Source organism: Paenarthrobacter sp. NPDC091711 (assembly GCF_044756605.1).
Classification (GTDB): domain Bacteria; phylum Actinomycetota; class Actinomycetes; order Actinomycetales; family Micrococcaceae; genus Arthrobacter.
The window spans coordinates 136,249-163,203 of the sequence record NZ_JBIVTF010000005.1 but is presented as its reverse complement, the minus strand read 5'-3'; the positions used below and the strand labels follow the sequence as shown (position 1 = coordinate 163,203).

Below are 26,955 nucleotides of genomic sequence, written 5' to 3'. Positions count from 1 at the left end.
GGGGACGCTGCAACTGGATAGGATTCAGCTATGGATGCCCAACAGCCAGACAACAGCGAACCCCAAGCCTTGTCCGGAATGGTCCCCACCTCCGGTCCGGAGCGGACTGCCCCAGGTCGCGAAGCTCTGGACCGTGAAGCCTTGCTGCAGCCGGACTTCCTGTCGGCCACGGGCATCTCCCAGCTGAACATTGTCCAATCCACGGGCTCCACCAACCAGGACCTCGTGCGTGCTGTGACGGTAGAGCCCAAAAAGTGGGCTGACCTTTCCGTCTTGACCGCCGAACACCAGACAGCTGCGCGTGGACGGCTCGACCGCCATTGGGAATCACCCGAGCAGTCGGCGGTTTCGGTCTCCATGGTGCTGCGGCCGGTCACGGCTGAGGGCATGCCGGTCCCGACGCAGAGCTACTCCTGGCTTTCACTGCTTGCTGCTGTTGCCCTGCGGGAAGCCCTGCAGGAAACGGCAGGCATCACCGCTGAGATCAAGTGGCCCAACGACGTCCTGGTCAACGGCCGGAAGGTGGCCGGCATCCTGGCGCAGATGACTCCTTTGGGCGACGGTTCCGTTCCTGCGGTCATCCTCGGCGTTGGACTCAACGTGTCCTTGGCCGAGGAAGAGCTTCCGGTTCCCACGGCAACCTCGCTCGCCTTGGAAGGTGCAACGACGACGGACCGCACCGCGCTGCTGAAGAGCTACCTGTCACGCTTCGCCCGGCTTTACCGCAGCTTCTGCAACTCCGAAGGGGACCCCGCCGCCGGTTTGGTGGGTGGCCCATCCCTGCATAAGCGTGTTGAGTCGGCAATGGTGACGTTGGGCCGCGAGGTGCGGGCGCACCTGCCAGGGGATCACGAGCTGGTGGGGCATGCCTCACGCCTGGACGAGCACGGCTCGTTGCTGGTGGTGGATCACGGTGGCAGGGAGCACGTTGTGACAGCCGGCGATGTGGTGCACTTGCGCGCCACAGAGAGCGGTTATGCGTAAAGAGTTACTCCCGGGGGAGCAGGTCATCACGATCACGCGCCAACAGGCCCGCTCTCTCTTCTTTCCACTGCTGGCCTTCATCGCCGTTCCTGCCGTTGCAGGCTTTGCCTGTGCTTGGATCGTGAGGGAAAACCCGCAGCGGCTTGCGCCATTCATTACGGTGGAATGGACGCCGTGGCTCGTGGGCACGGTGCTTGTCCTCGCGGGGTGGTTCCTTGCCGGGTACAGCCTCAAACGGGTGTTGCGGTGGCGTTCGGTCAAGTACATCCTGACGAGCAGGCGTGTACTTGCCAGGAACGGAATGTTTCGGCGCAATGATTGGCAGGTATCGCTGATGGCCATCCGGAACGTGGGCGTCCATCAGGGCATGCTCCAACGGACATTGCACTCGGGGAATATATCCTTGGATACCGGGCACTCCGGAACAGCCGTCCTGACCGATGTTCCTGAAGTGGGAAAGTTCCGGGGTTTCATTCTTGACGCGATGGACGAACTCCCGCAAGGTGAAGTTTTTGAGGGTGAAGTACTGAGGGATTTTGAAGAATTGCCGTGGGAGTTGAGAGAAGGTGGAAGAGATGAGCGTTGAGGATCAGCAGTCCGGCGAGGACCTGGACCAGGAGTTCGACGCCGTACCGGAGCCTTCCGTGGACGAGGACACTGAAGCCGGGCCTGCTCCGGCACCGGTGCCCACTGGTCCGCCCACTGGTGTGATGTCCGCGGAGCGCCTGGCCATCAAAGCGCTTGAGGCGAAGCTCCTTGGCGGAGAACGCAAGCTCCGGCGTCGTGAAGTTGCCGCCGGCGCGGGCGTATCCATCCTGTCCGCACGGAAGATCTGGCGCGCGCTGGGATTCCCCAACTTTGGTGACGAGGACGTTGCGTTCACTGAACGTGACCAGGCTGCTCTGTCCAGCATCCTGGATCTGGTCCGGGCCGGCCTCCTGACCGAGGAAGCGGCTATCTCCGTGACCCGTTCCATCGGTCAAATGACGGACCGCATGGTGGTTTGGCAGATCGAGGCTTTGGTTGAGGACATGGTGTCCGAGCAGGGCATCCCTGATGCCGTGGCCCGCAAGCAACTGGTGGGGCAGCTGCCCGCGCTGGTGGATTCCCTCGAAGAAATCCTGGTGTACTCCTACCGCCGCCAGCTCAACGCAGGGGTCCAACGCCTCGCCGTTCGGGCCGAAGCCGGGTTGCAGGCCAGCGAGGAGGGCCGGGAGGGTGACGAAGACGATTCGCCGTTGCCTCTCGCCCGGGCCGTGGGATTCGCTGACCTTGTCTCGTACACCAGCCTGTCCCGGCGCATGAACGAGAAAACGCTCGCCCAACTGGTGCAGCGTTTTGAAAACAAGTGCGCCGAAATCATCTCGGTGGGCGGCGGCAGGCTGGTCAAAACCGTCGGCGACGAAGTCCTGTACATCGCTGAGACCCCGGCGGCCGGAGCCGAAATTTCCCTGGCCTTGGCGCAGGCCTTCACTGAAGACGAGATCCTCCCGCAGTGCCGGGTGTCCATGGTGTGGGGCCGCATCCTGTCCAGGCTCGGCGATATCTACGGACCTACAGTCAACCTTGCCGCACGGCTCACCACGCTGGCGCAGCCCGGAACGGTCCTTGTGGACGCTATGACCGCTGCTGCTTTGGGCCAGGACGATCGCTTCGTCCTGGTTCCCCAGAAGTCGGAGAACGTCCGCGGTTTCGGTGAGATCCATCCTGTGATGCTTGCCCGCGGCCGGGGCAAGGGTTTGGTGCTGGACTAGGCAACCTGCTGACGGCCCGTCTGGGCCGCACGCTCTCTCACGTCCCTCGGGCTTCAGCCGTTCGCTCTCTCACGTCCCTCGGGCTTCAGCCGTTCGCTCCCTCACTCTCTTCACCAGAGTGAGAGAGCGATCGGCGTTAAGGGCTGTTATATGAGAGAGCGTTGGGAATGTCTGCGGTTGCTGAGAACTGCGTCACGACTTAGCAAAACGTTGGATTAACCCGGTAGTCTTAGCGTTGTTTGTGTGTCGTGTATGGCCGTGGGGTGCGGCTTCGGCTGCCTTGTGCTGCCTAAATTGTGGGGGAATGTGGATGGCTCTGCCTGACGGGTCCGGAAACCGCCGTGCCAGGAATCGCCGGCGGAAGGTCATGGCGGCAACCGCATTTTCCGTTGCTGCCGCGGTCCTGGTGACCGGTGCCATCCTCTACCCGGGGTTCAAAACCACCGAAGTGGACCTCAATGATGGCGGCGTCTGGGTAGTCAGCAAGTCCAAGAATGCCGCCGGAAGGCTCAACTACCCCTCCAAGTCCCTGGACGGGGCGGTGACTCCGGCGAGTAAGGATTTCGACGTCCTCCAGCAGGCCGGCGACGTTTTCATTGATGACCCCGAGGGCGCCACCATCAACCCTGTCAGTGCTGCGAACATGCGTTTGGGCGGGGACCAAAAGCTGCCCGGCTCAGCGGATGTGAGCTTCGGCCACAAAGTATTGGCAGTCACCGATCCGTCCAAAGGCAAGGTCTGGGCACTTTCCGCAGGATCCGTGGGTGGGTTCAGTGATGAGTCCGAACCACTCTTCGAGCAATCGCCCGGAATTGTTTCTGTGGTAGGCGTGGACGACACCATCCACACCGTGGATCCCGAGTCCGGCAGCGTCACCGCCACCAAGGTGGACGCCAACGGCAAATCAGTGGATTCGCAGGTCCGCACCGACGATGCCCTTAAGGGTGCCGGGGACATTCAGCTGACGGCGGTGGGGGACAAAGCAGTGGTCCTCAATGAAGCCTCGGGAAACATCGTTCTTCCGGGCGGCTCAACCGTTCACCTTGACGACGCCCGCGATGCCAAGCTGCAGCAACCGGGACCGGCTGCGGACTTCGTAGCCATCGCCACTACCAAAGCGCTCCTCCTTCAGCCGTTGGACGGTGGAACAGCCAAGACCGTCCGAGCCGACGGGGAAGGCATTCCCGCAGCGCCCGTTCAGCTGGGAACATGCACCTACGCGGCATGGTCCGGTGCCAACAAGTACATCCGTGAATGCAACAACGAGGCTGATAACCGCCGCGCCGATGTTCCCAAGGCGAGTGCGTCGCCGTCGTACGTTTTCCGGGTCAACCGCGATCTTGTGGTTCTGAACGACGTCAACTCCGGCAACGTCTGGATGGTCAACCAGAACATGCAGTTGGTCAACAACTGGGATGACGTCATCCCGCCCCAACAGACATCGGACGACGCCGACAAGGACTCTGCGGACGAAGTCCAGCAGACTGTCCTCCCGGACCGAAGCAAACCGAACACGCCGCCAGTGGCCAAACCGGACTCGTTTGGAGTGCGGGCCGGCAAGACGACCCTCCTGCCGGTCTTGGACAACGACGCCGATTCCGACGGCGACGTCCTGACGGTTGCCGCCGACCAAACCGTGAGATCGGGCGCGTTGGCTCCTGTTTATGGCGGGACGGGCTTCCAAATTTCCGTGCCTGCGGACCAGACCGGGGCGGAGACGTTCAAGTACTCCGTGGATGATGGCCGCGGTGGAACCGCAGCGGCCAACGTCGACCTCCGGATTGTCCCTCCCGGTGAGAACAACGCACCCCAGCAGAAGCCCAACAGGAACAATGCCCTGGTGGTGCAGACGGGGAAGATCGCCAACCAGTACATCCTCAACGACTGGATTGATCCCGACGGAGACGACATCTTTGCTGTGGCTGCCGTCAGCAGCGATCCTGCCGATCAAGTCCGCATCAGGCCGGACGGGCTCTTGACGTTCCAGGACTCAGGGGCCGGACCCGGAAAGAAGACCATCGCCGTTTCGGTCTCCGACGGTACCTTGAGCACCGAAGGGCGCATCAGTGTGGACGTTCGCGCTCCCGGCGCCTTGCCGCCCATTGCGAACGCCGATCACGTGGTTGCCGTAGCGGGCCAGGACACGGTGATCGCACCGCTCAAGAACGACACTGATCCGCAAAGCGGCACGCTCCGGCTGGCACAGGCCCAACCGGATGAGCAGTCCACGGCCGTGATAGGTCCGGACCAGCAAACGTTTACTTTCAACTCGACGTCCACGGGCCCCCACTACGTCACCTACATGGTCACCAACGGCCCGGCGAGTGCGCAGCAGCTGGTGCGCGTAGACGTCGTGTCCGGCAACAATGACGGCACCCCTGTGGCTGTCCGCGACATCGCACTTCTGCCCAGTGGTGGCAGCACCGTGGTGGACGTGCTCGGCAATGACTCGGACCCGGCCGGAGGCGTCTTGGTGGTCCAGTCCGTCACGGCCGAGGATGGACTCCCGGTCACGGTAGCGGTTCTGGACCATTCGGTAGTCAAGGTCACCGACATCCACGCCACCGGGCAACTTTCCCTGAAGTACACCATCTCTAACGGCAAAGCGTCCGCCACGGGAGACATCTCGGTACAGGTAGTACCGGCGCCCAGCAAGCTGCAGGCACCACAGGCCAAGCCGGACGAAGTGTCGGTACGCGTCGGAGACGTGGTGACCATTCCTGTCCTGGACAACGATTCGGACCCCAACGGCGGCGAACTGACCCTCGATCCCGAGCTCGCGCAGCAGCCCGACGCCGCTGACGGCAGGATGTTCATCGCGGGCAATACCCTGCGCTTCATCGCAGGTGAAGTTCCCAAAACTGTTTATGCCATCTATAAGGTCAGCAATGCGTCCGGCCAGACCGACTCCCAGCAAGTCACTATCCGCATCCGTGCCCGCGATGACGCCACCAACACCCGGCCCGAGCCGCGAAACCTGACCGCCCGGGTAGTAGCCGGCATGACCGTCAAGATCCCCGTTCCGTTGGATGGCATTGACGCCGACGGCGACTCCGTCCAACTCATCGGAGTGGACAAAGCACCCGCGCTCGGGACCGCCGTAATCCGGGACGGTTACATGGAGTTCACTGCTGCCGCTACGTCTGCGGGTACTGACACGTTCAGCTATCGCGTACGGGACCGGATCGGAGCGGAGAACACCGGCACCGTCATTGTGGGCATTGCGCCGGCAGAGGCAAACAACCAAAAGCCGATCGCCGTGGATGATGCCATTGAGGTCCGGCCAGGGCGTCGCATTGCGGTGGATGCCCTCAAGAACGACTCAGACCCCGACGGCGATCCCCTTGCCTTGGTGAATTCCTTCGAGGCCAACCCGGAACTGCAGGTGGAAGCCGCCAGCGGCAAGGTCCTCCTGACCGCCCCGGGCGTGACCGTAAACGAAAGCATCAGCTACCGGATCCAAGACGACAAAAAGGCCGAAGCCAGCGCCGTCATCAGGGTTCAAACCAGCCCGACGGCGGCCCTCCACGTTCCCATTGCGGTGGATGACCGCATCACGCTGGCGGAGACGCTCGGCAAAACCGCAGTTGACGTTCCGGTGTTGAAGAACGACTCCGATCCCGACGGCGTGGCCGAAGATCTGACCATCACCTTGCCCGACGCGAATCCGAACGCACGCGTAGGTACCGCTGGAAACGTTGTGGTGACTCTCGCTCCCCAGGACCAGCTGATCCCGTACACCGTGACGGACATGGACGGGCAGTCAGCCACGGCCGTGATGTGGATACCCGGCCAAGGCCTGCAGTACCCCACCCTTGCCAAGACCGAACCCGTTGAGGTCATGTCCGGCAAGGAAGTCACGCTCTCGCTCCAGGAATACGTCCGAGTGCGGGAAGGCCGCCAACCACGCCCTACGGTTGCGGATAAGGTCCGAGTTCAGGGAGCAGATCCCAACAACGTCATAGCCGGAGATGGAAATGCGCTGCGGTATGCAGCGCAGACAGACTACGTTGGTCCGGGATCCATCACCTTCGAGGTGACCGACGGATCCGGCCCGGACGACTCGCAAGGGCTGAAGTCCACGCTGACCATCATTACCAAGGTGATCCCCGATCCCAATGCGAACCATGCGCCTACATTCAGCGGCGCGTCCATCGAAGCACCCAAGGGTGAAACCACCGAGCTCGAGTTGGCCAACCTTGCCAAGGACGTGGACGAGCGGGACCAGGGAAACCTGAAGTTCGAGCTGGACGGACAGCAGCCTGCTGGCTTCCAAACCAAGGTGGAGGGAACGGTCCTGAGGGTCACTCCGGACCTCTCAGTCACTCCGGGTGCTGTGGGCACCTTCCCGTTGAAGGTCACGGACGGACGCTCTGACGCTGTCCGGGCGACGGTGACGGCTACGGTGGTCTCGTCCAACAGGCCCAAGCCTGTAGCCAACGATGACTCCGTCGACAAAGCCAACGCCGGACGTTCCGAGACCATCAACGTGCTGGCCAACGACTTCAACCCGTTCAATGACTCGCCGCTCACCATCGAAGGCGCCGCAGTGGAAACCGGTTCCGCCGTCGGGCAGCCCACCGTGTCAGGTGACTCCATCACGGTCACTCCGGCGGATGGCTTCAAGGGCGTCATGGTGGTTCGGTACACGGTGCTGGACAAGACCAAGGACCCCTCACGGCAGGCGGTGGGGCGCGTCAGGATCACGGTCCGGGACAAGCCCGACGCCCCGTCCGCACCTGTAGCTACCGACGTCCGCAGCCGCACCGCAGTGCTCAAGTGGGCGCCGCCGTCGGACAATGGCGCAGCCATCACCAAGTACACGGTCAAGGCTGCAGGCTTTGAGCAGGTGTGCCCCACAACAACGTGCACCTTGTCCGGGCTGACGAACAATGTGAAGTACGTTTTCACCGTGTTCGCCACCAACGAGGTAGGGGACTCACCGGCGTCCATCGCATCGAACGAGATCCGGCCGGATGAGAAGCCGTCGCCGCCGGACGCCCCCACCGTTAAAGCCGGCGACAAGAACATGGCCATCACCTGGACCCCCGCCAAGACCGAGGGCTCTCCGGTAAAGCACTACAACTTGGAGATTTCTCCGCCGCCAGCCAACGGCATTGCCGTGAAGAACGAGGTCACCGGCCTGAGTTACACCTGGCCGGGACTGACAAATGGCGTGAAGTACAAGGTCCGGGCCCAGGCCGTCAATGAACTCGGCCCATCGGACTGGGGCATGTACTCCCTGGAGGACAACCCTGCTGGACTTCCGGAAGCCCCGGCTGCCCCCACCACGGCTGTGGTGCAGTCTGTGGGAACCAACAACCAGATCCGTGCGGACTGGGCTGAGCCGGATATCAACGGTGACCCGATCAAGATGTACTACGTCACCATGAGCGGCGGAAACGGCGTTCCGCAGACGCAGACCATCCCCGGAAACGTCCGATCAGCAACCTTCACCGCGCAGAACAACGAGACCGGCTACACCTTCACTGTCCAAGCGGAAAATAAGGCTGGGAAGGGCGGCGTCAGCGCACCTTCGGCGCCGCGTCGCGCCACCGGCAAGCTGGGTGCCGTAGAGAACGTCTCTGCCACACCGGCCAACACCGGGGGAGCGGGCAAGGCGGTCACCATCAACTTTGCGGCTCTCAGCCAAGAGCAACGCAATGGTTCTGCTCAAAATGAGGTCAGCTACCGCTACCTGGCCAGTACCGGCCAGTCCGGCCCCATCACGCCTGGTCAGACGGTCATTGGTTTTGCCAACGGGCAGGCTACGTCCATTACGGTGACCGCAGTGTCCTCAGTGGCGCCGAGTTCGAATGCCAGTGCACCGGCAACCACCACCCCGTACGGTTCCCCCGGTACACCATCTGCTTCGGGCGCCAACGGCGGGCAAAACCAGACCACGCTGACGCTGAACTGGTCCTCGCCATCCACGGGCAGCAACGACGTCGCAGTGACCAAGATCAGGATCACCGGCGGTGGAACTGATACCGGCTGGATCAACGAATCCGCGTCCGGCAGCCGCGTGGTCAACACCGGTGGCTACAACCAGCCGCGCACCATTGAGGTCCAGACGTTCAACTCCGTGGGCACAGGCGGTGGCGTTGCCTCTGCGAGTGCACAGAGCGGGCCGCAGAAAACGTCCTGGGATGCGACGGTGCGAGCAGGCGGATACCGAACCTGCACGGACACGGCACCGTCAGGGCAGACATCCTGGAACCCTAATCCGTCCGAGCACACCTGCGATGGTCGTATCCGAGGCGTCCCTTGGCTCTACGAAACTGACGGCGTCTTCACGGTCAACTGTTACATCAACCGAAGTACGCCGTACCAGAACCTCGGACCTTGGTATCACATGACCAGCGGTCCGAACGCTGGCCGCTACGTGGCGCGAGGCAACACGTCGCTGGGCGAGCCCGGACCGCACCAGATCCCGCAATGTTTAGGCATGTGAAGCCGGGGCGCCGGGCAGTTGTCCCCATCGCGCCCCGGGCCAGGGAGACAGTACGCTGTCAAAGCCAATGGATAGCCCGATCTCGGGTTTCCTTGGTTGACCGCTGGGCGCGTGGGATAGTCTTAGGGACTGAAAATTCCGCCGCCGTACGGGGGAACTGCGGAATGTACGGCCGTCGGCATCTGCCGGTTGGCCCGGAAGCCACTGGGGAGCGGCTGGACACAAAGGGAATTTTGGGGCTGTGAGAAATTTCTTCGGCAAGCTGGGGCTGAGTAAGCGTCAAAACAAAAAAATACTAGCGGGAACTGCTGTCACCGCAGCGGGCGCCTTGCTGATCACCGGGGCGATTCTGTACCCGGGGTTCAAGACCACCGAGGTGGACTTGAACGACGGCGGTGTGTGGGTGGTGAGCAAAACCAAGAACGCCGTGGGCCGGTTGAACTATCCGTCCCGCGTCCTTGATGGTGCCGTGACCCCCGCTACCACCACCTTTGATGTGCTGCAGCATGACGGCAACGTCTTCGTGGACGATGAGTCCGGCTCCACTATCAACCAGGTCTCTGCCGCGAATCTGAAGCTGGGCGGCGACAAGCAGCTGCCGTCATCGTCGCAAGTCAGCTATGGCTCCACCGTGCTTTCGGTGACCGATCCTGCCCGCGGCAAAGTCTGGGCGTTGTCTCCCTCCACCGTTAACGGCTTCGACGAAGAAGGAACCGAGCCCGTTCTGACCGGTTCCCCGGGCATGGTGTCGGCAGTGGGATCTGACAACCGGATCTACACGGCGGACCCCGGCAAGGGCGAAATCACTGTCACCACTGTGGATCCCAACGGTGAACGGACCGATTCCCAGATCACCAAGGTGGATGAGCTCAAGGGCGCCGGCGATCTTCAACTGACTGTGGTGGGCGATAAGCCGGTGGTCTTGGACGCCGCTTCCGGAAACCTCTTCCTCCCGGGCGGCCGGAAGCTCCAACTGGCCGATGCCCGCGAAGCAAAGCTGCAGCAGAGCAGCGAAGACAGCAATTACGTGGCCATTGCCACGAAGAAGGACCTGCTGAAACAGCCCCTTGACGGGTCCACGGCAGCAACTGTCAGTGCTGACGGCGAAGGCGTCCCCGCGGCGCCCGTGCAGGTCAGCAAGTGTGTGCACTCGGCATGGTCCGGTGCCAACAAGTACGTCCGCGACTGCGACAACGACGCAGACGACAAGAAGAACGACGTCCCCAAAGCCAGTGCCTCTCCGAGCTACGTTTTCCGGGTAAACAGGGACCTTGTGGTCCTTAACGACGTCAACTCAGGCAGTGTGTGGCTGGTCAACCAGAACATGCAGCTGGTGAACAACTGGGACGATGTTGTCCCGCCCAAGAACCAGTCCGATGACCAGGACCAGGAGTCCGCGGACAACAACACCATCAACGTCCTCCCGGACCGCACCAAACCCAACCGGCCGCCGGAAACCAAACCGGACGAGTTCGGTGTCCGGCCCGGCCGGACCTCCATCCTGAGCGTGTTGGATAACGACTCAGACCCCGACGGCGATGTCCTCACCGCCTCGGTGGGCGCGAATGGCCCCAAGATGGGCGCGCTGGAAAACATCTACGGAGGCTCTGCCTTCCAGATCAAGGTCCCGGCTGATGCCAAACCGGGAACGGAAGTCTTTGACTACAACGCCGCTGATGGCCGTGACTTGTCCGCCGGAGGCAAGGTCACCTTGCGGGTAGTAGCTCCTGAAGAGAACAAACCCCCTCTCTTCAAACGAGGCGAGCCCACCACCATGCTGGTGGAGCAGGGCAAGTCCGTCAGCCAGAACATTCTGACTGACTGGATGGACCCTGACGGTGATGACCTCGTCCTGTTGGATGCGAAGTCGGACAACGACCAGGACCAGGTGAAGGTTCGCCGCGATGGCCTGCTGACGTACCAGGATTCGGGTGCAGCACCGGGCAAGAAGAACGTCACCATCACCGTGTGGGACGGCCGGGCCACCACCACCGGCCGCATCGTGGTCAATGTGCAACCGCCGGGTGCCCTAGCGCCCGTGGTCAACGCTGACCACGTCACGGCTGTGGTTGGCCAGGACCTGGTCATCGCTCCTTTGAAAAACGATGTGGACCCCAACGGGGGAGCCCTTCGTGTGGCTCACGTTGAGGCCGCAGGCCCTGCTGAGCTGGGCCCGGTGACCGACGGCGGTACCTTTACCTTCCGGAGCACCACGCCAGGTCCGATCTACCTGACGTACATTGCCAGCAACGGCCCCCAGAGCAGCCAAGGACTGATCCGCGTGGACGTGGAGTCCGGTAAAGATCCCGGGGCTCCCGTCGCTGTTCATGACGTGGCTCTGCTTCCCGTGGGTGGCAGCGTTCTGGTCGATCCACTGGCTAACGATTCCGATCCTTCCGGCGGGGTGCTGGTCCTCCAGTCCGTGACCGTGCCCGACGGCTCGTCCGCCTCGGTGAGCGTGATCGACCACAGCGTCCTTCGCGTCACGGACGTCCTCGGCGCCAAGGAACCCTTCGTCTTCAGCTACACCATGTCCAACGGCCGCGCCTCGGCCACAGGCACAGTGGGCGTCGTCCCGGTGCCGGCTCCCGCCGTCGTCGAGGCTCCCCAGCCCAAACCCGACGAAGTCAACGTCCGCGTGAACGACGTCGTGACCATTCCGGTCCTGGACAATGACACCCACCCGCAGGGTGAGGAACTGTCCGTTGATCCGGTCCTGGCGCAGAGCATTCCGGAAGAGGACGGCAAAGCGTTTATTTCCGAGAAGACCCTTCGCTTCATCGCCGGACCCACGCCAAAAACCGTGCGCGCCATCTACAACGCGGTTGATCCGCAGGGCCAGAAGAGCGCCGCAGCGGTCACCATCCACATCCTTCCGCTGGAAGGCACCCAGAACTCGCGTCCGCAGCCGCAAAACCTGACGGCACGGGTCGTGGCCGGCGGCAGCGTCCGGATACCGGTCCCGTTGGACGGCATAGACCCCGACGGCGACTCGGTGCAGCTCACCGGCATCGACAGCACACCCACCATGGGTACTGCGACGACGGGCAGCAGCTTCATCGACTTCGTCGCCGCCGGTGATGGCGCGGGCACGGATTCTTTCCGGTACAAGGTGATCGACCGCCAGGGTGCGGTCAACACCGGAACGGTGACGGTGGGCGTTGCGCCGCGTGGCGAGGACAACCAGAAACCCGCTCCTGTGGATGACGAGGTCAAGGTCCGTCCGGGCCGCCAGATCGCCATCGACGCGATTGCCAACGACACAGACCCCGATGGCGACCTCATCCGTATCCTGACTGACAGCATCGAGGCTGATGCCGGACTTGATGCCAAGGTCAGCCAAACCAGCGGCCGGATCCTGGTAACAGCCCCGGCAGCGGAGGGCACCGTCAACGTACGTTACTCGGTGGCTGATGACCGCGACGCGGTGGGTCAGGCCAGTATCCGCGTGGAAGTTCAGAATGACCTGCCCTTGCAGGCGCCGATTGCCCGCGACGACCGCGTGACCTCGGCACAGACACTCGGCAAGACAGCCGTGGACGTTCCTGTCCTGAAGAACGATGAGGATCCGGACGGCGTGGGGGAGAACCTCAAGGTCGCCACCGGTTTGGACACCGCACGTCCCGGCCCTGAAGGCAACGTCATTGTTGACCTCACCGAGCAGCCGCAACTGGTGCCCTACACGGTGGAAGACGTGGATGGACAGAAGTCCACGGCCATCATCTGGGTTCCCGGGATTGGCCAGCAGGTTCCCACGCTCGCCAAGGACGAGGTGGTGGAACTTGTCTCAGGCCAGTCAGTCACGGTGAGCCTCTCCGAGTGGGTCAAGGTCAGGGAAGGACGCTCGCCGCGCCTGACCCAGACTGACCGCATCAAGCTCATCGGTTCCGACGGCAGCGATCCCATAGCCAACGGTGGTACAGCGTTGAAGTACACCGCCGGCGCGGAGTACGTTGGCCCAGGTTCCATCAGCTTTGAAGTCACTGACGGGACAGGCCCGGATGACCCCAACGGACTGAAGTCGACGCTGAGCATCCGTACTAAGGTGCTGCCCGACCCCAACAAGAACAACCCTCCCGTCCTCTTGGGCAGTGACGTGGAAGTTCCCAAGGGAGACTCTGCAAGCCTGGACCTGGAGAAGCTGACCTCGGATCCGGACTCGGATGACGTGCAGAACATGGGCTACGAGCTGGTGGGTGACGCCCCGGGCGGCTTCAAGGTGAACGTGGATGGCAAGACGCTCAAAGTCTCCGCGGACGATTCCGTACAGATCGGGCAGACGGGCACAGTCCAGGTAAAGGCCAAGGACCGGCGCGGTCTGGAAGCCGTGGCAACCTACAAGCTGTCCTTGTCGGCCTCCAACAGGCCCAAACCCGTGGCCAACGACGATGCTGAGCCGGATGCTCAATCCGGGAAACCAGTGACCGTCAACGTGTTGGCAAATGACTCCAATCCGTTCCCGGACACTGCGCTGAAGATCGTCTCAGCAATCACCGAAACGGGCCAGGGAACGGCTGACGTCGGGGGAGACAGTGTCACCGTCACGCCTGCAGGCGGCTTCACCGGCACCATGGTGGTGGCCTACACCGTGCAGGACAAGACCGGCGAGATCTCCCGGTATGCCACTGCCCGCATTCGTTTGACCGTCAAGGACAAGCCTGCCGCGCCCACCACGCCTTTGGCCCAAAGCGTGGGGGACCAGACAGCGTTGCTGACGTGGAATGCGCCGCCTGATCGTGGCTCGCCCATCACCAAGTACACGGTGTACGGGGAGAACGGCTTCACGCAGGACTGCCCCGCGAACACATGTACGTTGACCGGGTTGACCAACAACGTGAAGTATCACTTCGCCGTCACCGCAACCAATGCGATTGATGAATCCGAGCGCTCCCCGGTGTCCGCCGAGGTCCGTCCGGACGTCAAGCCGGACACCCCGGTGGCACCGACGCTGAAGTTCGGTGACAAGCAGCTTTCCGTGGCGTGGATTGCTCCTGCCAGCAAGGGCTCGCCCATCAAGTCCTACGATCTTGAGATCTCGCCTGCTCCGGCAGGCCAGAACCCGCAGATCCAGAACCTCACGGGCAACAGCCATGTGTGGACCGGACTGACCAACGGCGTGGCCTATAAGGTGCGCGTCCTGGCACGTAACGACGCCAAGGAACCGTCCGAGTGGAGCACTTACTCCGCAGCCGAGGTTCCGGCCGGCGTGCCGGCAACACCTGCCGCTCCTTCAGTTGCGGGTGCCGGATCCGTGGGTACGCAGAGCCAGTTGCAGGTCAGCTGGTCAGCGCCGAACAATAATGGCGACGCCGTGTCCGCCTACACTCTGACCACCTACATGGGCGGCGCCGTCGTGGGCACCCAGTCCGTGGCAGCGACCTCGCAGAATGTCACCGTGGCGAACTCCGAAGCGGATTACACCTTCACCGTCTCGGCTACTAACAAAGCCGGCGTCAGTGGTGTCAGCCAACAGTCGGCCCCCATCCGTGCTGCTGGCAAGCCTGGAATGGTGGGTAGTGGCTCTGTGACTGCAACGGGAGCGAGCGGGCAGCTGCAAGTCGCCTTTACTCCGCTGACCGCCGCAGAGCGCAACGGTTCACAGGACAACGAAATCACGTACCGCTGGCAGACCGCCTACGGCTCGGGCGCGATTGCCCGCGGCGGCGGAACCATCGGTGGGCAGCCGAACGGAACGGACGTGGTGGTCAACATCATCGCCACATCGGTGAAGAATGGCGTGGCCGGTGATGCGAAGGCAATCGGCACGGGCAATCCGTATGCTCCCCCGAACGCGCCGAACGTCTCTGGCGGTAAGTCCGCCAAGGGAGACGGCCAGGTGCACTGGAACTGGAACCCACCGAACATGAACGGCCGCGCCCTTGACCACTACGAGGTCAATCTCGACGGCGGTGGCTGGACCAGCGTGGGCAAGGCAACGAGCTTCGACGCCGCAGGGGGCGGGTGGGACAAGACGAGGAAACTCAACGTCCGGGCCTTCACCATAGTGGCTGGCGCCCAGAGCGGCCAGGTCAACGCGACAAGCGGCGACGACCCCACTCCGCCACCTCCACCCGCGCCATCGCAGATCCAGGCTCACAACAGCACCTGCCCTGGCAAGCCCGGTCAAACAGACTCGTACAACCCGAGCGGGCCCACATGTGGAGTCGGCTGGGTGGAAAACAGCTGGGGCTGGATTGATGTCACTTGCAGGCAGGACATCTACCGCAACGGGACGCCTTGGTACAAGCTCAGTGGCTCCCCGAAGGATGGCTGGTTCGTGAAGTCAACCACCGTAAACGTCCGCAACGGCGTGCCGCCACCCTGCTGAGCCATCGCCGGATTACAAACAGCAACTACAAACCAACACCTCCATACCCAAGGAACAGGATCTACCGATGACCATGACAAACGAGCAGGCCGCCTGGTTTGCAGAGACGTTCGAGAAGCTCGTTGCCAACGTGGGCAAGGCCGTGTTGGGCAAAGAACACGTCATCCGGCTGACCTTCACCGCCATGATGGCCGAAGGTCACGTTTTGTTTGAAGACGCACCGGGCACGGGTAAGACCTCCCTGGCGCGTGCCTTGGCCGCGACGGTCCAGGGTTCGCACAACCGTATTCAGTTCACGCCTGACCTTCTGCCTTCTGACGTGACGGGTGTGACCATTTACGATCAGAAGACGCAGAAGTTCGAGTTCCACAAGGGCCCGGTATTCAACAACATCGTCCTGGCTGACGAAATCAACCGTGCCTCTCCGAAGACGCAGTCCGCGTTGCTGGAGGTCATGGAAGAATCCCGGGTGACCGTGGACGGCACCACGTACGAGGCAGGCCGCCCGTTCATGGTCCTGGCCACCCAGAACCCCATTGAGCAAGCTGGCACCTACCGCCTGCCCGAGGCCCAGTTGGACCGCTTCCTCATCAAGACCTCCATCGGCTACCCGGACCACGCTTCCACCGTCCGGCTGCTGGGCGGGGCCAACTTGAAGGATCGTTCGAAGGACCTCGTGCCGTTGATCACCACCCAGGCCGTGGCTGACATGGCGGACCTGGCAGCCACAACCCACGTGGACACTGCGGTGCTGGAATACATTTCCCGCTTGTGCGAAGAGACCCGCAGCGCCGGCGAAACCAGGCTTGGCGTATCCGTCCGTGGCGCCCTCGCCATGGTCCGCGCCGCGAAGGTGTGGGCAGCCAGCCAGGGCCGGAACTTCGTGCTGCCGGATGACATCAAGGAACTCGCTCCCGTGGTGTGGACGCACCGTTTGGTGATGGACCCCGAGGCTGAATTCTCCGGGGCTACGCCCGAGGTGGTACTCAGCCGCGTCCTCGCCGACGTGGCTGCACCGCAGCAACGCGCCAGCGCCTAGACCGGCGCCAGCGCCTAGACCGGCGCCAGCGCCTAGACCGGCGCCAGCGCCTAGACCGGCGCCAGCGACTGGCACCCCGCCTCCACACCGCACCCTGCTCAATCGCACCAGCTCAAACAAAGGCCCCCACATGTCCTCCAGCACACCCCTGAACAGGGCTGCTGATTCGCTCAAGCGCGGTGCGTCCGCGCTTGGCGACAAGATGCGCTCCCTGCGTTCTCCTGGCAGCGAGCCAGGCAAGCGCGGCCCGTCCAGCAAGCGCGGCCCGTCCAGCAAGCGCGGACAGTCAAGTAAGCTCCACCCCGCCGCGGTATGGTCCGAAGCTGCGGGAACCGCGGGCGATTTCCTCTCGCCGGCGTGGGGCAGGGTCCGGGCTGTGTGGCTGAGGTTTGTCTGGCCTGTCCTGGCTGTGGTGAGCCTGTTGGGCTGGGTTGTGTTGGCTGCGGCAGTCGGGCTCTGGTGGGCAGGGCAGGCGTGGGGTTGGCAGGAAGCCAAGTCGGCTGCGATGGTGGCGTTCCTGCTGTTCCTCCTGGCCATCGGCTTCATTGTGGGACGCTCGGCGTATGGTGTGGTCCTGGACCTTGCCCGCACCCGCGTGGCAGTAGGGGATGACGCGGTGGGCAGCATTGCTGTGTCCAACGTTTCCACGAGGCCTTTGTTGCCTGCTGCATTGGAGCTCCCCGTGGGTTCCAATACTGCTGTGTTCCATTTGCCCCGCATGAAGCCGGCGCAGGTTCACGAGGACCTTTTCACCATTCCCACGGCCCGGCGTGCAGTGATTGTGGTGGGCCCGGTCCGCTCTGTGCGCGCCGACCCCCTCCACTTGTTGCGTCGTCGCGTCATGTGGACCGATCCGGTGGACCTGTTCGTGCATCCCCGCACCGTTTCCTTGGGCAGCTCCGCGGCAGGCTTTATCCGTGACCTTGAGGGCATGCCCACCACGGAACTCTCCAGTGCGGATGTGTCCTTCCACGCTTTGCGCGATTACGTCCCGGGCGATGACCGGCGCCACATCCACTGGAAGACCACGGCCCGCACCAACAAGCTCATGGTCCGCCAGTTCGAGGAAACCCGACGCGCGCACCTTGCCATCTCCTTGTCCATCAACACCGACGAGTACGACTCCGAGGCAGAGTTCGAAATGGCCGTCTCCGTGGCCGCATCCATCGGACGCCAAGCGATCAGTGAACAACGTGACCTGGACGTCCTGACCCAGAAGGGGCCGCTCCGCTGCGAGACGGGCCGTAACATGCTGGACGACATGACCCGGGTTGTCGGGGCACCCATGCGGAAGACCGCCGTCGACCTCGCACGGAACCTGTCAGACGCCGTCCCGAATGCCTCCGTGGTGTTCTTCGTCGTAGGCAGCCACGTGACGGCAACCCAGCTGCGCACCTGCGCTGCCTCCGTTCCTCCCGGCGTGCGGAGCCTGGCGGTGCGGGTTCAACCCGGCGCGGCGCCGTCGAGGGCCAACATCGCGGACTTGACGGTCCTGACCGTCGGTGACTTGGACGATCTCGCCATTGTTCTTCGAAAGGCGGCAGCATGAGCACCGCGCCCAATCTTCGTCCCCGCGCCAAGGAAACCCGCGCAGCCAAGGGCACCCGCGCTGCCCAAGGGGCCAGGTCCGCGGCCCGTGCCACGGGTGCATCGATCTTCAGTGACGGCCGGCCCCTGTGGCATTTTGCCATCGACTGCGGCGCGCTTCTGGTGCTGCTGTTCCTTGGCGTCCTCGGGTTCACCCTGAGCTTCGGGGGAGACCCCCATTACCTCATTGCAGGTCTGGGCGGTGTGCTGCTGGGGCTGGGGATCGCAGTCCTCAACGCGCACCTCCGCTTGGGGCTGCTGATTACCACTGCGGTGACGTTCGGTGCCTATATGGTCTTCGGATCGGCGCTTGCAGTGCCGGACTCGGCAGTTGTGGGATTCCTGCCCAGCCTTGACTCCTTGCGCACGTTGCTGCTTGGCGTCGTCTTTGCCTGGAAGGACATGCTGACTGTCGGCGTTCCCGTGGGGACCGCGAACGGCATGCTCATTGTGCCGTTCCTGAGCTCGCTGGTGACGGCGCTGGCCGCGGGTCTGCTCACATGGCGTCTGAAGAGCCCGTACTGGCCGTTGCTGCCTGTGCTGGTCCTGTTCGTCACCGGAATCGCCTTCAGTACCAGCGCAGGCTTCCTCAACGTGGAGCGCGGCGTCTCTCTGACCATCGTGTCCATTGTGTGGGCGACGTTCCGCCGCGACGTGCTCCGCCGGAACAGCACCAAAGCCGTTTCGGCCAACAGGCCAAATTCCGACGCCGCCACCGCCCGGCGCGGTCAGCTCCGTCGCCTGGGTACTGCTGCAGCCGTGATCGCCGTTGCGGTGGGCGTCACCGCTATCGCCTCGCCCTTGGTCACTGCCAGCGATGACCGCAAGGTTCTGCGCAACACGATCGTCCCGCCCTTCGATCCCCGGGATTACATCACCCCGCTGGCGAGTTTCCGCAGCTTCGTCAAGGACGAGAAGGACAGCACGCTGTTCACGGTAAAGGGCTTGCCCAAGGATGCCCGCGTCCGGCTGGCTGCTCTGGACGCCTTCAACGGCCTGAACTACACCATGGACCCCAACAGCTCCGGCAACTTCAGCAAGGTGGGCGACGCCCGTTCGCTGAACACGCTGGCTGATTCCGGGAGCCCGGTTCAGGGCACCAACTACACGCTGGACATCACCGTGGAGGACTATCAGGGCTACTTTGTACCGGGCGGCCGGCACACCACGGGGATGAGTTTCGCTGATACTTCCGGCGCAGCTTCCGGGCTTTACTTCAACGCCGGCACGGACACGGCCGTCACCACCAAGGGACTGTCCAAGGGCGAGAACTATACGGTGCAGGTTTCTGACCCCGGGACGCTGGAGCACGGACAACTCACCCAGTACGACTTTGCGAAGCTCACGCTGCCGGAGGCGGAGGAAGTGCCGCCGATCGTGGCGTCGCAGGCGAATCAGTTGTCCGCGGATGCACCCACGGCCATTGACCGCGTGCGGCAGATCGAGGCGCACTTCCAGAAAAGTGGCGCTTTCAGCAACGGCCTGGTGGCCGAGGGACAGCTCCCCAGCCTTCCCGGTCACAGCGCTGCGCGCGTCCGCAACATGCTGACCGCCAAGCAGATGCTCGGCGATGACGAACAGTACGCCGTGTCCATGTCCCTCATGCTCCGCCATCTTGGCATTCCGTCCCGTGTGGTCATGGGGTTCTATCCGGACCCCAAGAGCCCCGAGAACGGCGCCGGCGACATCAAGATCACGGGTAAGGACGTCCACGCCTGGGTTGAAGTGGCATTCGACCGTGTGGGATGGGTTTCCTTCGATCCCACCCCGCCCAAGGACAACGTTCCCATCCCGCCGGACCCCGAGAACAAGTCCAAACCCAAGCCGCAGGTGCTGCAGCCGCCGCCCCCGCCGCAGGAACCCGCGGACCTGCCGCCGGATTCCACCCCGGACGCCCTGGATGCTGACGAGAAGAAGAACAACCCGTGGCTCTTCTGGGGCCCGCTTCTCGCGGCCATTGGTGTGGCACTGATTCCGTTGGGGATCCTCGCCTTGCCGTTGTTGTTGATTCTGCTGCTGAAATCACGACGCCGGAAGGCGCGTTTCCGTGATGGCCACCCCGCCCAGCGGGTTGGCGCTGGTTGGAACGAAGTGCTCAGCCTGGTCACCGATATGGGTGCCTCGATTGACACGAAGTCCACCAGGCGCGAATCGGCCACGGTCATCGCCGATGCATTCCCCACCACGGGAGCTACCACCACCCTGCTTGCCCACCGAGCCGACGCCGCCGTGTTCGGTGCTGGTCAGCCCAGTGAGGACCAGGTCAAGGAGTACTGGGAGATTGTTGATACGTCATTGACGGACATCACGGGCAGCGTTGGTTTCTGGAAACGGCAGCAGGCACGGTTCTCGCCGCGTTCGTTGCTCTCCGATGGCCGCGCGGCCCTTCGTCGCCGGCAACAAAGCATCACCGAGCCTGCGAAACGCCGCTTTACGTTGCCGTTCAAGAAGGACACCACCGATGAGCAATGAGACAGAACTTTGCCCGGCTTGCCGGCACGGGGTCCGTCCGGGCGCGACGTTTTGCACGCAGTGCGGTTCACCTCTGAATAACCGTGGTGCCCGCAAGGAAGGCAACATCAATCACGCCCAGAAGGCGGCGTTGGAGTTCGCCAACCGGCAGGGTTTCTCCGATCCCGGTAGTATCTCGGTAGTGTCGGCGCCGGCGTCGCCGATGCAGCACGGCCAAAAAACCATGCCGGACCGTATGCCTGGGCCAGGGGGAGGGACCACAATGACCACCAAGCTCGAATTGGCGCCCGCCTCTGCCGGGAAACGCCTGGGAGCCGCTGTGCTGGACTGGCTGGGACCCTTTGCCGTACTTGCCACCACGTTCGCTATTGGCATCGCCGGCATCACGCAGACCCGCAGGAACGGCTTCATTGTCTATGACACGGGCCTGTTGGTTCTCTTGGGGAGCATCGGTCTGGGTGTGACCGTGGTGTACACCTTCGTCATCCTCGGGCTCGAGGCGAAGTCGGGAAACACCGTCGGCAACCAGCTCATGGGCATCCGCAGTGCGGATTCCGACGGCTATGCGCCGGGCGCTGGTGTTGTTTTTGTTCGCGGGATCCTCACTGGCGGTCTCTTGCTGCTCGGGTCCATTGTCGCCGTCATCCTGTCCGCGCTCGGATTGATCGGGCTGGTCCTCTGGATCGCCTTGCCACTGATGTTCCTTGGTGTTGTTTGGGCTGTCCTGGTGGTCATCTCCAACGCCTGGGACAAGAACGGCAAGCTGCGGGGCTGGCAGGACAAAGCAGCAAAGTCGTTGGTCTTTGATGTCAATGCGGGCCGCAATCCGGTGACCACCGGAGGCATTCAAGGTCCGTACAGTTTCGCCCCCATGGATCTCCCGCCGGTTCAACCCGTGGCCTCCCCGGTGCCGTCAGGCCCGGCGTCGGGTTCCCGGCCACACGGCAGCGTGCAGGTGGCTTCCGGGCAGACCCCTCCGACCCAGACCGCCCAATCCACGCCGGCCACTCCAGTCCAAGCATCTCCAACGCAGGCATCTCCGCTGCACACGGCTCCCGCGCCGCCTGCCGTTCAGCCTTCCCACGATCCAAACCAGTGGCGTCCGCCGTCGATGCCTTTCGCGCCGGCACCCCGCACGGCGACAGCTCCGCAAGAGCCAGCACCGCAGGCCCCTGCACCGCAGGCTCCCGCGCCGCAGGCAGTGACGATCACGCCCCAAGACACTCTTGCGGTCACCGCCCACCCGGACGACGACGTGGAGCTCACCCAGATGCGCCCGGGCGCTGCCCGCGCCCAGGCCGTACTGCGAATCCGGGTAGACGACGGCCAGGACATCCAGTTGGGCGGGTCAGTACTCCTCGGCCGCAATCCGGCACCTCAGCCCGGGGAAGCCGTGGAGCAATTGCTGCCCGTGACGGATCCCGGCCGGTCCATTTCCAAAACGCATCTACATCTGCGCGTCGATGGCGACGGTGTCTGGGTCACTGACCGTCATTCCACCAACGGCAGCGCTGTCACCACGCCGGACGGTTTGCAGACCCGGCTCAACCCGGGAGAAGCAAGTTTTGTCCGTCCCGGTTCCACCGTTCACTTTGGGGACCGTTCCTTCCACCTAGGACAAGCATGAACTCACAGCCGGCTACTCCCGTCAACGCCGAAGCGGGTCCCGCTGCAGGCGGATCGGCTTTTCGCCTCAGCTACGGATACGGTACGGACCGTGGGCTGCGGCGTGAACTGAACGAGGACTCGTTCATCGCCTCAGACCCGGTGTTCGCCGTTGCCGACGGCATGGGCGGGCACGAGGCGGGAGAAATCGCCAGCGGCATGTGTGTCCGGGCCCTGGGCAGTGCCCCTGAATTGTCCACTGGCGTGCGCACTGCAACTGCAGCGGATCTTCAGTCCTGCCTGTTGAAGGCCGACGCCGCCATCCGCGACGCGACCGGCGCCCGCGCAGGGACCACCCTGTCCGGTGTGGTGGTGGTGGAACAGATGGGCTTGCCTTACTGGCTGGTGATGAACATTGGCGATTCCAGGACGTATCGGCTCAGCCAAGGGGAGTTTACCCAGGTAAGCGTTGACCACTCCGAGGTCCAGGAACTGGTGGATTCCGGTGATATCACTGCCGAGCAGGCAACGGTTCACCCCCGCCGTCATGTTGTTACCCGTGCCTTGGGAACCGGCGATGAGACCGAGGCCGATTTCTGGCTTCTTCCCATTCAGGAGGGGGACCGGATCATGGTCTGCTCGGATGGTCTCAACGGCGAACTGGGCGATGACCACATGTTCCGCGTCTTGAGCACCGTCGCCCATCCGCAGGATGCCGTGGATGCGCTGATTCAGGCCGCCTTGAGAAGCGGTGGCAGGGACAACGTCACAGTCATAGTGGTGGATGCCAAAAACGTCTTGAACGATGCCGGAATCGCCATCACTGCGCCTCGTCCTGAGGTAGCGTCCGAGGTTGAAGAAGACACCCTTCCCCGGGCTTGGGTAAATGGCACGGATGAGGCCGCCGGGGCTGACCAGGAGGAAGGCGTTGATGGGAAGCAGTAACCACCTTTCGCTGACCCGCTACCAGCACGGTGAATGGTTTGGCGTTGTGCGGAACGGAACCGTGGTTCTGCTTGGCCCCGACACCCCGCACGCGCTGATCGATACTGTCTGGGAGTTGCTGGCATCCGCACCTGAGGCCCACGAAGTCCTCCATGAGGTGACGGAGGCCTTTGGCGTTTCCCTCAGCCGTATCCCGCCCTTCGGGATCATCGACTCGAAAGACGCCCTCCGTGTGTTCCTCCGGGGAGATCTTGAACTGGCGGTCCAACTGAGTGGAGGATCCAAGCTAGGTGGTGGCGAGGAACGCCTGACGGGGCGTGACGTCACCACGTGGACCGAACGCCGCCTCGCAGATGTCACGTCCTACAGCGTCACAATCGGAGACGGCACTGCCGTGTCCACGGGAGTTCCGACGGCGGGTGGAAGCCTCCCACTCAACAGCTCGCCGCTGAACAGCCTTCCCTTGGGAGAAGGCGTGGTCCTCCTTGCCTCGCTCGACGCCTCGGCCGGAACTGCCAGCCACACTGAGAGTGCACCCGAAGCATCTGATACCGGGAAAGCAGTCCGCTCCGCAGCAGTATCCGACGAGACCATGATCGGCTACACGGAGGCGGACCTTGGCCTGACCATCGCGCCCGGCCACATGATCAGCTCCATAGGTTCGTCCACCACCCCGGAGAATGCAGGTGCCGAAGGGCCGGGGACCGCCGAAGTACATGGCACGGCCCGCCCGGCTGCTCCTGAGCAAGCGGAGGTGCTCGATGAAGCGGAGGTGCGGCCGGCGGCGGCAGCGCCCGTGGATTCGGTAGCCCAAAAGGCCCCCGCTGAAGAGGAAACGGCTGATGAGAAACCGGCGGAGTCCGAAGAGCCTAAAGCATCCGACGCACCCGCAGAATTCTTCGAATCAGCAGAGTCTGATGAACCGGCCTCAGAGCAGGAAACAGCTGCTGGGATTGATGCGGACGCTTCCGGTGTACCTGTGCACACGAGCAGCACCGATCCCATCCTTCCGTCGCTGGAAAACACCACCAGCTACGACCATTTGTGGGACAAAACCGTGATGCGGAACATTGAGGATGCCGCTGTCCGTTCGGACGATGCTTCTGAAGACCACGACTCACCTGCTTCGACCGCACCGGAAGACCAAACACCTCCGACGCCGGCGCTTGCTTCCGCCGCGCCCGTTTCCGCCCCGCCTGCTTCTGCCCCGCAGGTTCAGGCGGAAGACGCGTCTGCAGCAGCGCCGTCCACGGGACTGATTGACTCGGTTCCGTGGCTCCGCAACGGCTCCTCCACCCCTGAGTCTGGTAGCGACCAGCAAGTTGCGCCGCCGAGGCCTGCTGCCGTTCCTTCACCCCAGGTACCGGCGGCTTGGCTATCGGCTCCCCAGGACGGCCCCGTGGACGAGGATTCGGATCATGATGGCCAGACCATCATGAAGAGCAGCCTTCCCACTGTTGGTGACGGGGGCGCGAAGGCTGCTGTGGGTGGCCCAGAGACCCCAGCCGTCGCAGGGCCCAGCGTTTTGGCACGCATGTGCTCCCAGGGCCACGCCAACCCGCCCACGTATCCGCAGTGCTCGGTCTGCGGGGTTCCTGTCACAGGAGACGCCGTGCATGTGCCGCGACCCCGTCTGGGCAGGATGCGGCTTTCCACCGGTGAGCTGATTGACCTGGACCAGTCGCTCATCATTGGCCGGCAGCCGTCGGTCTCCCGTGTTCAAGGCGGCACCATGCCCCGGCTGATCCAAGTGGACAGCCCGGGAGGGGACATCTCCCGCTCCCACGTGGAAGTCCGGCTGGAAGGTTGGCACGTCATGCTGTGCGACCTGAAGGCAACCAACGGAACAGTGCTCATTCGGGAAGGCCAGGCACCACGCAGGCTTGCCCAAAACGAAATGGCGATCCTGCTGGACGGCGATATTGCCGAGCTGGGTGACAACATTTCACTGCGTTTCGAGGAGATTCTTTGAGTTCCAAGAGGCCCCCTGCGCCGCCTCCACCCATCCCGGGTTTCAAGTACATCAGCCTGCTCGGTTCTGGTGGCTTCTCGGATGTTTACCTATATGAGCAGGATCGCCCGCGCCGAAAAGTAGCGGTCAAGGTGCTGTTGTCCGATCTGAAGACCGAAGGGGCACGCCGCCGCTTCGAGTCCGAAGCGAACCTGATGGCCCAGTTGTCATCGCATCCTTACATCGTGACGATCTTCGAAGCCGAGATCACCGAAAACGGCCACTCGTACCTGGCCATGGAGTACTGCTCCAGGCCAAGCTTGGACGTCCGCTACCGTCGCCAGCGATTCAGTGTGGACGAGGTACTGGCCGTCGGCATCCAGGTGGCGTCCGCCGTCGAAACCGCCCACCGGGCCGGCATTGTGCACCGGGACATCAAGCCCGCCAACATCCTGGTCACCGATTACAACAGGCCTGCCCTGACGGACTTTGGCATCTCAGGCACCATCGGCGCAGACACCGAGGACGACGCCGGAATGTCCATCCCGTGGTCTCCGCCCGAGCAGTTCCGCGGCGGGGCCGTGGACGGTGTTCCCGTGGATATCTGGGCTCTGGGCGCAACGCTGTACACGCTCCTGGCGGGTCGCTCTCCCTTTGTCCTTCCGGGACAGGACAACTCCCAGCGGGAACTGATCTCCCGCATCACCAACTCGCCGCTGCCCAGGCTGGGCCGTGCCGACGTTCCGGAGTCCCTGGAGCTTGTGTTGGCCACGTCCATGGCCAAGTCACCGGAATCGCGGTATTCCTCAGCGCACGCCTTCGCGTTGGCACTTCAACGGATCCAGGCTGAACTGAACCTGTCCGTGACGCCTTTTGAGGTGCTGGAAGAACCCGGGCACGGGGACGATCAGCATCCGGACGACAACTTCGAGGAAACCCGGGTCCGGAGCATCGCCTCGATCGATCCCGACGCTTCTGGAACAGCCACGACGGGATCGGCACCCACGTTCCCGGCACGGACCTTCCCGTCCACGGTTCCGGGCGGTACCCAGCGGCCGGCACCGCCGTTCATCCGGCCAGCCGGCGATCCGCAAACCCCCGACGCTTCGCAACTCACCAATCCTTCTCAACTCACCAACCCTTCGCAACCTGTCCAGTCGCAGGCCGGGCCCTCGGCCCCGCCCCAGTTTCATGCCCCGGCGCCCGGATACACGCCGCCCGGCGCACAGTATGCGCCTGCCGAGCCTGACACGGCAGAGTCCACGGTCCTTCGCGGCTGGCAGCCCTCGCAACCACAGGACGATCTCGGGGCAACGGTCAGCCGATCTGCCACGGGCACCTCTGCGGTAGCACAGGACGACGCTCCGCCGGCAGATCACAGCAAACGAAACCTTTGGCTTGCGGCAACGGGTGCGGCGGTGCTGGTAGTGGCCATTGTGGTTGGCGTGGTCCTGGGTGCTCAAGCTCAGCCCAAGGTGGCGCCGACGGAATCGTCCAGCAAGCCGCCGGCCGACGCTTTGAGCGACGGCAGCGTTCCTGAGGTTGCGGGGTTGGCTGCAGCGCGCGATACCAAGGACCGGAATATCATCATCTTTTCCTGGACCAACCCTCAGCCGATGGCCGGGGACACGTTCAAGTGGCGTATTAAGTCGGCCAAATCTGAAGGCGTCTACGAGAACACCACCATTGGGAAAGCGTTCCTCTCCGCGTTTGATGAACCGCCCATCTGCGTGCAGGCCATCATTGTTCGCGCCGACGGTTCCGCGTCACCGGGCGGGCCGGATTCCATCGCCTGCCTGGAGGAGTAGCGGCACATGCGATTTACTTACCGCCGAC

Annotated in this window: 12 protein-coding genes; all 12 read left to right on the top strand. The window is 63.3% G+C overall.

Translation table 11 applies throughout. The features are described 5' to 3' along the window. The first annotated feature begins 30 nt into the window (after positions 1-30). The 12 genes from ACIQH5_RS10400 (at position 31) to ACIQH5_RS10345 (ending at position 26,927) form a co-directional block, all read left to right on the top strand. Entirely contained in the window at positions 31-984 is a 954-nt protein-coding gene (locus ACIQH5_RS10400) for a biotin--[acetyl-CoA-carboxylase] ligase (RefSeq protein ID WP_400402776.1), read from the top strand. Further along, positions 977-1,570, top strand: coding sequence for a PH domain-containing protein (locus ACIQH5_RS10395; protein WP_400402774.1), 594 nt, complete (start codon positions 977-979; stop codon positions 1,568-1,570). Before ACIQH5_RS10400 ends, ACIQH5_RS10395 begins: the two co-directional genes overlap by 8 nt. Then, complete coding sequence (locus tag ACIQH5_RS10390) at positions 1,560-2,738, top strand: adenylate/guanylate cyclase domain-containing protein (protein ID WP_400402771.1); 1,179 nt, start codon at positions 1,560-1,562, stop codon at positions 2,736-2,738. Before ACIQH5_RS10395 ends, ACIQH5_RS10390 begins: the two co-directional genes overlap by 11 nt. Positions 2,739-3,048: 310 nt before the next feature. Further along, complete coding sequence (locus ACIQH5_RS10385) at positions 3,049-9,192, top strand: Ig-like domain-containing protein (protein WP_400402768.1); 6,144 nt, start codon at positions 3,049-3,051, stop codon at positions 9,190-9,192. 241 nt (positions 9,193-9,433) lie between these two features. Next, positions 9,434-15,520, top strand: a complete 6,087-nt coding sequence (locus ACIQH5_RS10380; RefSeq protein WP_400402766.1) for an Ig-like domain-containing protein — start codon at positions 9,434-9,436, stop codon at positions 15,518-15,520. A 67-nt stretch (positions 15,521-15,587) separates the two neighbouring features. Continuing rightward, positions 15,588-16,559, top strand: a complete 972-nt coding sequence (locus tag ACIQH5_RS10375) for an AAA family ATPase (RefSeq protein ID WP_400402764.1) — start codon at positions 15,588-15,590, stop codon at positions 16,557-16,559. A gap of 130 nt (positions 16,560-16,689) precedes the next feature. Further along, on the top strand, positions 16,690-18,108 hold the full coding sequence (locus ACIQH5_RS10370) for a DUF58 domain-containing protein (protein WP_400402761.1): 1,419 nt from the start codon (positions 16,690-16,692) through the stop codon (positions 18,106-18,108). Further along, complete coding sequence (locus ACIQH5_RS10365; RefSeq protein WP_400402759.1) at positions 18,105-20,618, top strand: transglutaminase domain-containing protein; 2,514 nt, start codon at positions 18,105-18,107, stop codon at positions 20,616-20,618. The genes ACIQH5_RS10370 and ACIQH5_RS10365 overlap by 4 nt, the downstream gene beginning before the upstream one ends. After that, positions 20,608-22,245: an RDD family protein gene (locus ACIQH5_RS10360; RefSeq protein ID WP_400402756.1), complete on the top strand. Its 1,638-nt coding sequence runs from the start codon at positions 20,608-20,610 to the stop codon at positions 22,243-22,245. The genes ACIQH5_RS10365 and ACIQH5_RS10360 overlap by 11 nt, the downstream gene beginning before the upstream one ends. Beyond that, positions 22,242-23,168, top strand: a complete 927-nt coding sequence (locus ACIQH5_RS10355) for a PP2C family protein-serine/threonine phosphatase (RefSeq protein ID WP_400402754.1) — start codon at positions 22,242-22,244, stop codon at positions 23,166-23,168. Before ACIQH5_RS10360 ends, ACIQH5_RS10355 begins: the two co-directional genes overlap by 4 nt. Then, positions 23,155-25,140, top strand: coding sequence for an FHA domain-containing protein (locus tag ACIQH5_RS10350; protein ID WP_400402751.1), 1,986 nt, complete (start codon positions 23,155-23,157; stop codon positions 25,138-25,140). The genes ACIQH5_RS10355 and ACIQH5_RS10350 overlap by 14 nt, the downstream gene beginning before the upstream one ends. Further along, entirely contained in the window at positions 25,137-26,927 is a 1,791-nt protein-coding gene (locus tag ACIQH5_RS10345; RefSeq protein ID WP_400402748.1) for a protein kinase, read from the top strand. The genes ACIQH5_RS10350 and ACIQH5_RS10345 overlap by 4 nt, the downstream gene beginning before the upstream one ends. The last annotated feature ends 28 nt before the right edge of the window (positions 26,928-26,955 follow it).